10 protein-coding genes and 1 pseudogene are annotated in these 11,644 nt (G+C 69.7%); 6 read left to right on the top strand and 5 right to left on the bottom strand.

Going from position 1 to position 11,644, the window contains the following annotated elements; translation table 11 throughout:
• Positions 1-296 precede the first annotated feature (296 nt).
• Entirely contained in the window at positions 297-614 is a 318-nt protein-coding gene (locus tag ASE35_RS11130) for a Rieske (2Fe-2S) protein (RefSeq protein WP_235570066.1), read from the bottom strand.
• A gap of 121 nt (positions 615-735) precedes the next feature.
• On the opposite strand from ASE35_RS11130, the gene ASE35_RS11125 reads away from it, so the two are divergent.
• The 5 genes and pseudogenes from ASE35_RS11125 to ASE35_RS11105 all read left to right on the top strand — a co-directional run.
• Positions 736-1,047 (top strand): hypothetical protein, encoded by a 312-nt coding sequence (locus ASE35_RS11125; protein WP_057163859.1) that lies wholly within the window; start codon positions 736-738, stop codon positions 1,045-1,047.
• Positions 1,048-1,055: 8 nt separating this feature from the next.
• Entirely contained in the window at positions 1,056-1,769 is a 714-nt protein-coding gene (locus tag ASE35_RS11120) for a fumarylacetoacetate hydrolase family protein (protein ID WP_057163858.1), read from the top strand.
• 45 nt (positions 1,770-1,814) lie between these two features.
• On the top strand, positions 1,815-2,222 hold the full coding sequence (gene mscL, locus ASE35_RS11115) for a large-conductance mechanosensitive channel protein MscL (protein ID WP_056179452.1): 408 nt from the start codon (positions 1,815-1,817) through the stop codon (positions 2,220-2,222).
• Positions 2,223-2,676: 454 nt separating this feature from the next.
• Positions 2,677-4,077, top strand: a complete 1,401-nt coding sequence (locus tag ASE35_RS11110; protein ID WP_157489444.1) for a M28 family peptidase — start codon at positions 2,677-2,679, stop codon at positions 4,075-4,077.
• A 169-nt stretch (positions 4,078-4,246) separates the two neighbouring features.
• Positions 4,247-4,480 (top strand): annotated as a pseudogene (locus tag ASE35_RS11105) (RebB family R body protein); the annotation flags it as partial.
• Positions 4,481-5,106: 626 nt separating this feature from the next.
• Here ASE35_RS11105 and ASE35_RS22265 read toward each other — a convergent pair.
• Both ASE35_RS22265 and ASE35_RS11095 read right to left on the bottom strand, forming a co-directional pair.
• Positions 5,107-6,270 (bottom strand): TrmH family RNA methyltransferase, encoded by a 1,164-nt coding sequence (locus tag ASE35_RS22265; protein ID WP_082611233.1) that lies wholly within the window; start codon positions 6,268-6,270, stop codon positions 5,107-5,109.
• Entirely contained in the window at positions 6,260-6,820 is a 561-nt protein-coding gene (locus ASE35_RS11095; protein WP_056179444.1) for a GNAT family protein, read from the bottom strand. The genes ASE35_RS22265 and ASE35_RS11095 overlap by 11 nt, the downstream gene beginning before the upstream one ends.
• Before the next feature lie 68 nt (positions 6,821-6,888).
• On the opposite strand from ASE35_RS11095, the gene ASE35_RS11090 reads away from it, so the two are divergent.
• Positions 6,889-7,278, top strand: coding sequence for an Imm10 family immunity protein (locus ASE35_RS11090; protein ID WP_057163856.1), 390 nt, complete (start codon positions 6,889-6,891; stop codon positions 7,276-7,278).
• Positions 7,279-7,315: 37 nt separating this feature from the next.
• Here ASE35_RS11090 and ASE35_RS11085 read toward each other — a convergent pair whose 3' ends face one another.
• Positions 7,316-10,441, bottom strand: a complete 3,126-nt coding sequence (locus tag ASE35_RS11085; protein ID WP_057163855.1) for an efflux RND transporter permease subunit — start codon at positions 10,439-10,441, stop codon at positions 7,316-7,318.
• Positions 10,442-10,490: 49 nt separating this feature from the next.
• Positions 10,491-11,588, bottom strand: a complete 1,098-nt coding sequence (locus tag ASE35_RS11080) for an efflux RND transporter periplasmic adaptor subunit (protein WP_057163854.1) — start codon at positions 11,586-11,588, stop codon at positions 10,491-10,493.
• Positions 11,589-11,644: the final 56 nt, after the last annotated feature.

Raw genomic sequence — 11,644 nt, 5'->3', positions numbered from 1 at the left:
CTGCTTGGGTGCAAGCAGGAGCAAAGCAAAAGCAAATCCCCCCTAGCCCCCCTTTTGCAAAGGGGGGAACTCGCGGCGTCGCAGGCGACGAGTTTGAGCCGCACCCTGAGCTCCATTTGCGAAGGGAGCGGCATCGGAGCAACCAGACGAGTGCTCAGTCCGCGCTAGCACCTACGTCGCTGCGCACGTCCTCAGAACTCGCTGAAGCCCCCTCTGCATCGGAACGCGCCGAGGTATTCCCCCCTTTGCAAAAGGGGGGTTAGGGGGGATTTGCTTTTGTTTCTAGCGCCAGCGCTTCAGCCCAACCAAACCGCCCCATCGCGCACTACCACCGCGATCGCGCGCAGCGCTTCGCCGCGGCAGGGGCCGGCCACGCAGGTACCGCCGCCCAGTTCGAAGCTGGCGCCGTGCGCGGCGCATACCAGCAGGCCCTCTTTGCTCTTGAGGAACTGACCCGGTGCCCAGTCCAGGCGGCGGCCGGCGTGCGGGCAGATGTTGAGCCAGGCGCGCACCCCGGTTTCGTCGCGGTACAGCAGCAGCGATTCGGCGTCGCCGGCGATGCTGGCCTCGGCCTCGGCGAAGCCGCCAACGGCGATGCGCTCCAATGAAATCAAGGGCTGCGCCGCCGAACCGCCGGCTTCGGCATGGTTTAACGAAGTTCTCACACCCTCGTCCATCGCTGGTCCGATACTCATCCGTCCGGCCTTGTTGCCGCATTGTGTCACGACACAAGAAATGTTCGCCCACAGCTTCCGCTTCGACCATCACCAATTCCAGCAGCGCATGCGCAACGCCTTCGAGCCGCGCAAGCCGCGCCACCGGCTGCTGCGCTTCGCCGTGGGCGTGATCGGCCTGGGATTGCTGGCATTGCTGGTGATGTTCAGCGTCGTCATCGGCACGGCCATGATCGTCGCCGGCATCGTCTACAAACTGTGGAAGCGCCGCGGCCAGCCGATGGCGGCGCGCGATCCGCGCATCGTCGAAGGCGAATACCGCGTCGTCGATGCCGCGCGCATCGAACGCGGCGATACCACCCGACCCCTGTAAGGCCCGCAATGACCGATGTGATCGCGGCACCGCCGCAGCCCCGTATTCCGGTCCGCGGCGGCGGACAGTTCCCGGTCCGTCGCATCTACTGCGTCGGTCGCAATTTCGCCGAGCATGCGCGCGAAATGGGCGCTGCCGTGCCCACCTCGGCCGCCGACCGCGGCCGTCCGGTGTTCTTCCTCAAGCCCGCCGACGCGATCGCGCTCGACGAGGCGGTGCCCTACCCGCGTGGCACCCAGGACCTGCACCACGAGGTCGAACTGGTGGTGGCGCTGGGCCGCGACGCGCCTGCGGGCGAGCTCGACCCGGCCGACGCCGACGCGTTGGTGTTCGGCTACGCGGTCGGCCTGGACCTGACCCGTCGCGACCTGCAGACCGCGGCCAAGGCCAAGGGCCTGCCCTGGGACACCGGCAAGGCCTTCGATCGTTCCGCCCCGATCAGCCCGATCGTGCCGGTGGCCGAGGTCGGCGAGCTCGGCGCGCGCACGCTCAGCCTGGAGGTCAACGGCCAGTTGCGCCAGCGCGGTTCGCTGGACGATCTGGTCTGGAACGTGCCCGAGATCCTGCACGAGCTGTCGCGCCTGTACGCGCTGCGCGCGGGCGACCTGGTGTTCATGGGCACACCGGCCGGCGTGGCCGCGCTGCAACCCGGCGACCGCTACCACGCCGTGCTCGAAGGCGTGGCCGAACTGCACGGCCATATCGTCCCCGCGACGGTATAGTCGGGCCTTAGGCACCCCCGTGCCGTTCAATCCAGGGAGACCGCCATGGGCATGATCAGCGAGTTCAAGGAATTCATTTCGCGCGGCAACGTCGTCGACCTCGCGGTCGGCGTGGTGATCGGCGCCGCGTTCGGCAAGATCGTCACCGCGCTGGTCGACGGCATCGTGATGCCGGTGATCGGCTTCCTCAGCGGCGGCGTCAGCGTCAGCGACTGGAAGTACGTGCTCAAGCCTTCGCAGCTGGACGCGGCGGGCAAGGAAGTCGCGGCCGAGGTCGCGATCAAATACGGCCTGTTCCTGCAGACCGCGATCGATTTCCTGCTGATCGCGTTCGTGATCTTCCTGGTACTGAAGGCCTACAACAAGGTCCGCAAGCCGGCCGAAGCCGCCGCTCCGGCCACGCCGGAGGACGTGCTGCTGCTGCGCGAGATCCGCGATTCGCTGAAGAAGTAAGCGCGCTCCATCGCGAACCACCCGCAACGGCCGCCTAGTGCGGCCGTTGCGCTGTCTGGGCTCGCTCTGCTGTGGGGTAGGAGCGGCGTGAGCCGCGACCACCCATCCCATTGACGACGCAAGGTGGACAAAGCAGGCCTGTCGCAATCGAAAGCCGAGACGAGCCGCGGCTTTCGTCTACGCCGATTGCCGCGATCGCGGCTTACGCCGCTCCTACCCCGAAGCTGGCTTATGGGGTTGTGGCGCCATAGGACGGCAAGGAGCACTCCAGCCCCGAAACGACAACTTCGGCAAACGCAGGAGCCAGCCTCAAGCGCCGCGATAGTCAGCGACAAAAAACGCTCAAGTCCGGCGTGACTTGAGGCATGCAAGCTGCGCGCCGCGGGTTGCTAAGCTCGACGCTTCGTCTTTGCAGCCGGGGAGTTGGGGAATGCGTGCACCGTTGTGGGCGGCCATGGCCGTCGTCTTGTCCGTCGCCTCGCTGGGCGGCACCGCGTTCGCGGCCGAACGCGAAACCCGCATCCCCGAGTCCGCCCTGGCCAACGTCGCCCAGCTGCGCGAACGCGCGCTGGCCAGCGACCTGGGCTATCGCATCACCGAATCGCTGACCACCGAGGTCGGCCCGCGCCTGGCCGGCAGCGAAGCCGACGCGCGCGCGGTCGCCTGGGCCGAAGCCAAGTTCCGCGAGCTGGGCTTCGACAAGGTCTGGCTGGAACCGGTGACCTTCCCCAAGTGGCAGCGCCGCAGCGAACGCGCCGAAGTGCTGGGCGCGCACCGTCAGCCGCTGACCCTGACCGCGCTGGGCGGCAGCCCGGGCGGCACGGTCGAGGCCGAGGTCGTGCGCTTCGCCGACCTGGCCGCGCTGGAAGCCGCGCCGGCCGGCTCGCTGGCCGGCAAGATCGCCTTCGTCGACTACCGCATGCAGCGCGCGCGCGACGGCGCCGGCTACGGCCCGGGCTCGCGCGTGCGCAGCCGGGCGCCGTCGGCGGCGATCCGCGCCGGCGCGGCGGCCATGCTGATGCGCTCGGCCGGCACCGACTCGCACCGCGCCCCGCACACCGGCATCACCCGCTTCGACGAAGGCCTGACCCCGATCCCCTCCGCCGCGCTGGCCGCCCCCGATGCCGACCAGCTCGCGCGCCTGGTCGCCAAGGGCCCGGTCAAGGTCCGCGTGGCCCTGGATTGCGGCTGGGACGGCACCGCCACCTCGCACAACGTGATCGGCGAGATCCGCGGCAGCAAGAAGCCCGATGAGGTCGTGATCATCGGCGGCCACCTGGATTCCTGGGACCTGGGCACCGGCGCGATCGACGACGGCGCCGGCGTCGGCCTGACCATGGCCGCCGCCAAGCTGATCGGCGAGATGAAGCAGCGCCCGGCGCGCAGCGTGCGCGTGATCGCCTACGCCAACGAAGAGCAGGGTCTGTACGGCGGCAAGGCCTACGCGGCCGCGCACGCCAACGCCGTCGCCAAGCACCAGATCGGCGCCGAGAGCGACTTCGGCGCGGGCCGCATCTACGCCTACTCCAGTTCGGCGCCCGCGCACGCGCAGGCCGCCGACAAGCAGATCGCCGAAGCGCTGGCGCCGCTGGGCATCGAGTACACGCCGGGCAAGGGCGGCCCCGGCCCGGACATCGGGCCGATCGCCGAGCGCGGCATGGCCTGGGCGCGCCTGGCCCAGGACGGCAGCGATTACTTCGACCTGCACCACACCCCCGACGACACCTTCGACAAGATCGATCCCAAGGCGCTGGCGCAGAACGTCGCCGCCTATGCGGTGTTCGCCTATCTGGCCGCCTCCGCCGACGGCGACTTCGGCAGCCAGCCCAAGGCGGCGCCGGTCCCGGAAGAGTAGGCAGGCAGCGCAGCCCCCACGCGTGGGCTGCCTCGCGTGGGCGCCGGCACCGTCGGCGCCCTCCGCCGATGCCGATCGTCGCAAGGCTTCACAACCGGCCCCGCGCGTCGTTGCGCGGCCTTAGACTGGCCGCGCAAGGAATGCCCATCCACCGACCAGGAACGCCGCCATGTCCTTCCCGACCGCCGTCAACGATCAGATCACCGATGCCGTCACCCAGAGCAACGTCAAAGTCATCGGCGAAGCGCCGGCCTTGGCGATGGGCTCGATCTACCAGAGCATGGCCCATTCGACCGGGCTGTTGTTTCAAAACGCGGTAAGCGCGCAGCAGCAGCAGAACGTCCTGATGCAGGCCGCGGTCACCCAGGGCGTGATGCAAATCTACTCGGTGGACACGATGGCGGCGGCGGGAGCCGAGCAGTTGCAGTCGGCGACCCAGGAAAGCGCGGCCAAGCTCAAGAACGCAGTCGCCAGCACCGGCGTGAGTTCGCAGATCGTCGACGCGGTGAAGCTGAGCCTGCACAGCGTGCTCGACAGCGCCGGCGATTTTTCCTACGCGGTGCGCAGCACGGCCGAGGCGATGCAGGCGGCGCTGGACGACATCGGCGAAACCGCGCATCACGAAGGCATGCGCACGCTGCAGCTGGCCGCGACCGCGTCCTGCCTGCGCGCGATGATCGCCGCCCCGGACAAGGCCGACGCCTACGCGGGCGTGCTGGATACGATCCGGCGTCTGTGCTGAGCGGCGGCGGCTGTTTTAGCGCGGCAGCAGTAACAGCAGAACAACAGCAAATCCCCCAACGCCCGCTGCGCGAGCGTTCGCCCCCTCCTCAAAGGGGGCTAGTGGGCGATCGGTGGGATCGAATTCGCCGGCAGAGGCTCACGGCTTCGAGAATGCCCGCAAGCCCCTTGGAAGCCCTCGTGCCCTCGTGTCCGCGTGCCCACGTCGGCCAACTCGCCGGCAAGCATTCCCCCCTTTGAAAAAGGGGGGCTAGGGGGGATTTGCTTCTAACGCGCAGCGGCGCCCGCTCAAGCGCGCTGTCGCGACGCCCAGGCCGCCAGAAACACCGCCGTCGCCGAAGCCACGTTGAGGCTTTCGACCGCGCCGCTGCCAGGAATGGACAGGCGCAGATCGCAGCTGGCCGCGAGCTCGCGGTCCATGCCCTCGCCTTCGGCGCCGATCACATAGACCACGCGCTCGGGCAAGGCAGTGGCGAACAGGTCGGAACCGCCACGCACCAGGGTCGCGGCCAACGCGAAGCCGGCGCCGTGCAACTGCGCGATGGCGTTGTCGCCGCGGCCCAGGCGCACCATCGGCACCGCTTCGGCGCCGCCTTCGGCCACGCGCGCGGCCGCGCCGGACAAGGCCAGGGTCGAATGCTTGGGCAGCAGCACCGCGGATACGCCGAAGTGGGCGGCCGCGCGCAGGATCGCGCCCAGGTTGTGCGGATTGCCCACGCCGTCCAGCCACAGCGCGGCCTGCGGGCCGGCCGGCAGATCGCGCAGCCAGGTCGACAGCGACGCGCTTTCCTCGCGCAGCACGTCGGCGACCACGCCTTCGTGGTGGCTGCTGGCCGCCAGCTTGTCCAGATCGGCGTCCTCGACCACGCGATAGCCGACGCGATGGGCCACGCACCAGGCCAGCAAGGGCTGCAGGGCCGGAATGCGCGCCTCGCTCAGATACAGCTTGCGGATCGCCTGCGGCCGGCGCGCGAAGGCCGCGCGCACCGCGTTGAGGCCATACAGACGCAGCTCGAGATCGCGCGCGCGGCGTGGCGCGGCCTCGCCCTGCAGTTGCGCTTCGTCCAGACGCTCGCCGACCTGGAAACCCTGCGCGGGTTCGCGCGGCGGGCGCGCGCGCTCGCCATAGGCCGGCGCGGGACGCTCGCCAGCGCGCGCAGGCTGCGGCGCGCGTTCGCGCCAGGGCGTGTCGCGGCCGCGCGGCGCATCGCCGCTGCGTTCGCGCTCGCCACCACGCGGCTTGTCCTCGCCACGACCGGCCCAAGGGCCGCCCGGACGTGGCGGACGCTCGGTACTCGCACGCTCGGGGCCGCCGGCGCTTCCGCGTCCGGCGCCGGAACGCTCTTGTCCCGACCGTTCGCGGCCGGGCGCGCGCTCGTCGCGGCCGCCCTCGCGGCGCCAGGGATCGCCGCCGCCAGGCGGGCGCGGACCACGGGGAGGATCACGGCGCATCTTGCAGACTCCTTCTTACCTTGGCGAACACGCGCAGATCGTGCAGTTCGCCGTACTTGACCACGGCGCCGCGTTGCGCGCCCTCTTCGATGAAACCGTTCTTCAACAGCACCTGCGCCGAGGCCGGATTGCTGTCGAGCACGGTCGCGTACAAACGGTGCAATTCCAGTTCGCGCATGACCCAGGGCGCGAACGCGCCGACCACGCGCGTCATCAGGCCGCGGTTCCAGTGCGCGCGGCCCAGCCAGTAACCGAACTCGGCGCCGTGGCGGCGCTCGCCCTGGCCCGGACGCGCGCCGATGCCGCCGCAGGCCTGGCCGTCGACTTCGATCGCGTAGACCGGATCGGCGAAGTTCACCACCTCGCCGGCCAGGAAACGCTCGCCGTCGGCGCGCGTATACGGATGCGGGAAACGGTCGCTGACGCCGCGCGCGACCAGGGCGTCGTCGGCATGCGCGATCAGGCTGGCGAGGTCGTCGCCGCGCCACGGGCGCAGGACGTAGCCCTCGCCCGCCGGTGGCAGGCTGGCAACGGTGGCGGGTGGGTTCATGCAAGTAGCCTAAATGTGCGACCGTCGCGCTGCAAACGGCGCGCGCGGGCGCGGAAGAAAAGGCGGCGATGAAGACCTATCCGATCGAGGAAGTCCATTCCGGCGAAGACGGCTGCCTGTGGGTCAGCCTGGGCTTCGTCTCCGAGAGCGATCCCTTGGACGTGCTCCATATCGTCTGCGCCTACGAGGTGGAGCCGCAGGACCGCGAACACGGCATGGACGCGATCTACCTGGAGCGCGACGACCAGAGCCGCGGCGGCTACGGCGGCGCCCAGCGCATCCTCGTCGACGAACGCGCGGTCGAGGTCCGACTGAACGAGGCCGGGCGCGCGTTGCTCGAATTCGAGGACAGTCTGTGTCTGCTCTGGCCCGCCGAATTGGCGGGCAAGGCCGAAGCGCTGCGGATCCTGGGGCGCATGCGCGAGTGCGAAAGCGGTCGCGCGATCGAACTGGCCTGAGCGCGGGAGCGGCGCCTACCGCTCCCCGCGCGCCGGCTCAGGCGTGGCCGCCGGCCTGCGGCGTCTCGCGCTCCAGCTTCTCCAGCTCGTGCGCCACCGCTTCCGGCGACTTGGTGTACTTGGCGAGCAGCACGTAGAACGCCGGCACGATGAACAGCGACAGCAGGGTCGAGAACGACACGCCGAAGATCACCACTATGCCGATGGTCGCGCGGCTGGCCGAGCCCGGGCCGCCGGCCAGCACCAGCGGAATCGCGCCGACCACGGTGGCGATCGAGGTCATCAGGATCGGGCGCAGGCGCACCGCCGAGGACTCGACGATGGCCTCGTGGATGGCGCGGCCTTCGTCGCGCAGCTGATTGGCGAACTCGACGATCAGGATGCCGTTCTTGGCCGCCAGGCCGACCAGCATGACGATGCCGATCTGACTGAACAGGTTGAGCGTGCCGCCGGTCAGGGCCAGGCCGATCAGCGCGCCGAGCACGCCCAGCGGCACCGTCAGCATGATCACGAACGGGTGGATGAAGCTTTCGAACTGCGCCGCCAGCACCAGGTACACCACCAGCAAGGCGAGCGCGAAGGTCAGCAGCACGGCGCCGCCGGCGGCCTGGTACTCGCGCGACTCGCCCTTCCAGTCGATCTGCGCCTGATCCGGCAGTTCCTCTTGCACGGCCTGATTGAGCCAGGTAATCGCGTCGCCCATGCGGTAACCCGGCGACAGGCCGGCGCTGATGGTGATCGAGCGCAGGCGGTTGAAGCGGTTGAGGCTGCCGGGCTCGGCCAACTCCTGCAGGGTCACCAGGTTGGACAGCGGCACCAGCGCGCCGTCGCGCGCGCGCACCTGGATCGCGGCCAGATCGGCCGGCGAGGCGCGCAGGGCCTTGTCCGACTGCACCACCACGTCGTATTCCTCGCCGTTCTGGACGAAGGTGGTGACGCGGCGCGAGCCCATCATGGTTTCCAGGGCGTGGCCGATGTCGGTCACGCTCACGCCCAGGTCGGCGGCGCGCTGGCGGTCGATCTCGACCCGCATCTGCGGCCGGGTTTCCTTGTAGTCGGAGTCGGCGGAGAAGAAACCGGGGTTCTTCTCGATGCGCGCGAGCAGCTTGTCGCGCCACTGCGCGAGCTCGGCGTACTCGGGGCCGCCCAGCACGATCTGGATCGGCTGGCCGCGCGTGCGCACCAGGCCGCCGCTGACCTGCGGCAGCGCGCGCACGCCGGTGAGCTGGCCGAGTTCGGCGCGCAGGCCGTCGGCGACGTCGGCGGTGCTGACGTCGCGCTTGTCCCAGTCCTGCAGGAACACCGCGATGCGGCCGGTGTGCATTTCCTCGCTGGCGCCGAAACCGCCGGGCACGCGCGGGTTGTAGCGCTGGATGGTCTTGTCCGGGCCGACGTGCGCGGCGACGATCTTCTCGACCTGCTGGACCTGCTTGACGGTGTAGTCGAAGCCAGCGCCTTCCGGGCCGATGATGGAGATCTGGAACGATCCGCGGTCTTCCGGCGGCGCGAGCTCGGAGGGCACGTAGCGGAACAGGCCGTAGCTGAGCCCGATCGCGACCAGCATCAGGATGCCGAACAGCCAGGGCCGCTCGACGCTGCGGTCGAGCCAGCGCCGGTAGCGGCGGCTCACCCCGTCCAGGCGCGCGTTGACCCAGCGATTGATCGGGTTGGATTTTTCCTCGCTGTGCGGACGCACCAGCTTGGACGACATCATCGGCGTCAGGGTTAGCGCCACGAACGCCGAGATCGCGACCGCGCCGGCCAGGGCCACCGACAACTCGCGGAACAGGCGACCGGTATTGCCCTCCATGAAGCCCACCGGCAGGAACACCGCCACCAGCACCGCGGTGGTCGCGATCACCGCGAACGCGACCTGCTTGGTGCCGCGCGCGGCGGCGACCAGTTTGGGTTCGCCCAGGTCGGCGCGGCGCTGGATGTTCTCCAGCACCACGATGGCGTCGTCGACCACCAGGCCGATACACAAGACCAGGGCGAGCAGGGTCAACAGGTTGATCGAGAAGCCGAACAGGTACAGCGGAATGAAGGCGGCGATCAGGCACACCGGCACCGTCACCGCCGGAATCAGGGCGGCGCGGAAACTGCCCAGGAACAGCCAGATCACGATCAGCACCAGCACGATCGCCTCGGCCAGGGTGTGGTACACGCGCTCCACCGCCGATTCGATGAACACCGTGGTGTCGAAGGCGACGAAGATGTCGGTGCCCTGCGGCAGCGAGGGCCGGATGGTGTCGGCGGCCTTGCGCACCGCCAGGGCCACGTCGAGGCTGTTGGCGGTGGAGGTCTTGACGATGCCCAGGCCGATGTTGGGCTCGCCGTTGCTGCGGTAGTAGGCGCGGCGCTCGGCCGAATCCAGCTGGATCTTGGCGACGTCGCCCAGACGTACCACATAGCCGTCGGCGCCCTTGCGCAGCGGAATCTGGGCGAAGTCCTCGGGCTTCTGGTAGCTGCGCGCCACGCGCAGGGTGAAGTCGCGGGTTTGCGATTCGATGCGTCCGGCCGGCAGCTCGACGTTCTCGGCGCGCAGCGCGGCCTCGACCTCGTTGACGGTGATGTCGCGCGCGGCCAGGGCGTCGCGGTCCAGCCAGATCCGCATCGCGTAGCGCTGCTGGCCGCCGATGCGGACCTGGGCCACGCCGTCCACCGACGACAGGCGATCGACCACGTAGCGCTCCGCGTAGTCGGACAGCTGCAGCGTGTCCATCTGCTTGGAGCTCATGTTGAGCCAGATGATGGGGTCGGCGTCGCTTTCGACCTTCTCGATCTGCGGCGGGTCGGCCTCCTCGGGCAGGCGGTTGGTGACCCGGCTGACCGCATCGCGCACGTCGTTGGCGGCGGCTTCGATCTCGCGCTGCAGAGTGAACTCGATGCTGATCGAGGCGCGTCCGTTGACGCTGCGCGACTCGATGGTTTCGATGCCTTCGATGCCGGCCAGCGCATCCTCCAGCACCTGGGTGATGCGGGTTTCGACCACCGCCGCCGAGGCGCCCGGATAGGTCACGTCGACCGAGACGATGGGCGGATCGATCGCCGGCAGTTCGCGCAGGGTCAGGCGCGAGAACGCCATCACGCCCAGGGTGATCAGCAGCAGGCTCATCACGGTGGCGAACACCGGACGGCGGATCGAGAGATCGGAGATGTTCATCGTCGCTCAGCCCCGCGACGCGCTGAAGCGGCAAGCCATGCGCGGGCGCTCAACCATTGCCGGCGCCCTTCGCGGCCGCGGCCGGCTTGGCGCCGCCCTCGACCACCTTGCTGCCCACGCGCAGCTTGCCGGTGCCGTCCACCACCACGCGCTCGCCGGCCTTGAGGCCTTCGACGATCTCGGCCAGACCTTCGCGGCGCGTGCCGATCTTGACGTCGGCGCGCTCGACCGCGCCGTCGGGCTTGACCCGATACACGAAGGAATCGTTGCCGACCTGGACCACCGCGATTTCCGGAATCAGCAGGGCCTGGCGCTGCGGACGCTCCAGGGTGATCTGGACCAGCATGCCCGGACGCAGCACGCGGTCGTCGTTGGCGAAGTCGCCGCGCACGGTGATCGCGCGCGTGGTCGGATCGACGCGCGCGTCGACGGTGCTGACCTGGCCTTCGAAGGCGCGGCCCGGATAGGCCGCGCTGGTGCCGCTGACGTGCTGGCCCGGCGCGATGTCGGCCAACAGGGTTTCCGGCACCGGGAAATCGACGTAGACGCGCGCGGTGTCGTCCAGGGTCGCGATCGGCGTGCCCGGCGTGACCAGCGAACCAGGACTGACCTGGCGGATGCCGAGCACCCCGCCGAACGGCGCGCGGATCACCCGGTTGTCGAGATCGGCGGCCATCTGCGCCACGCGCGCGCGCGCCGCGTCGCGGGTGGCGCGCTGGGTATCCAGGGCCGAGCGCGCGATCAACTGCTGCCCCGCCAGTTCGGTCTGACGCTGGTACAGGCTGTCGGCTTCCTTGGCGGTGGCCTGGGCCTGTTCCAACGCGGCCTGCTGCGCCTGGCCGGTCAGGGTGATCAGCGGCGCGCCCGCGGCGACCACGTCGCCGCTATCGAAATGCACGCGCTGCACGGTCTCGCTGACCTTGGCGGTCACGGTCACCGATTCGCGCGCCTTGACGTTGCCCAGCGCTTGCACGGTGTCGTTCCAGGGCCGCATCGCGGCGGCCTGGATGGTCACCGGCACCGGCCGGTCGCCGCCGCCACCGGGTTGGCGTTCCTCGCCCTTGCTGCAGGCCGCCAAGGCCAGTACGACAACGAGCGTGCAGCCGACGCGGGAGCAAGCTGCACGGAATCCGGGGGCAAGGCGCATGCGGTTCTCTGAACGGGGAACACGGGAGGGAGGCTGGACGCAGGGCCGCAACAGGC

This window comes from Lysobacter sp. Root916, from assembly GCF_001429785.1.
In the GTDB taxonomy this organism is placed as follows: Bacteria; Pseudomonadota; Gammaproteobacteria; order Xanthomonadales; family Xanthomonadaceae; genus Lysobacter.
Note: the sequence above shows the minus strand (reverse complement) of the source record. Positions and strands in the feature narration are given on the sequence as shown.

Coding starts and splice junctions, on each gene's coding strand:
- ASE35_RS11125 (WP_057163859.1), top strand. CDS start 736: ATGTTCGCCCACAGCTTCCGCTTCGACCATCACCAATTCCAGCAGCGC.
- ASE35_RS11120 (WP_057163858.1), top strand. CDS start 1,056: ATGACCGATGTGATCGCGGCACCGCCGCAGCCCCGTATTCCGGTCCGC.
- mscL (WP_056179452.1), top strand. CDS start 1,815: ATGGGCATGATCAGCGAGTTCAAGGAATTCATTTCGCGCGGCAACGTC.
- ASE35_RS11110 (WP_157489444.1), top strand. CDS start 2,677: ATGGCCGTCGTCTTGTCCGTCGCCTCGCTGGGCGGCACCGCGTTCGCG.
- ASE35_RS22265 (WP_082611233.1), bottom strand. CDS start 6,270: ATGCGCCGTGATCCTCCCCGTGGTCCGCGCCCGCCTGGCGGCGGCGAT.
- ASE35_RS11095 (WP_056179444.1), bottom strand. CDS start 6,820: ATGAACCCACCCGCCACCGTTGCCAGCCTGCCACCGGCGGGCGAGGGC.
- ASE35_RS11090 (WP_057163856.1), top strand. CDS start 6,889: ATGAAGACCTATCCGATCGAGGAAGTCCATTCCGGCGAAGACGGCTGC.
- ASE35_RS11085 (WP_057163855.1), bottom strand. CDS start 10,441: ATGAACATCTCCGATCTCTCGATCCGCCGTCCGGTGTTCGCCACCGTG.
- ASE35_RS11080 (WP_057163854.1), bottom strand. CDS start 11,588: ATGCGCCTTGCCCCCGGATTCCGTGCAGCTTGCTCCCGCGTCGGCTGC.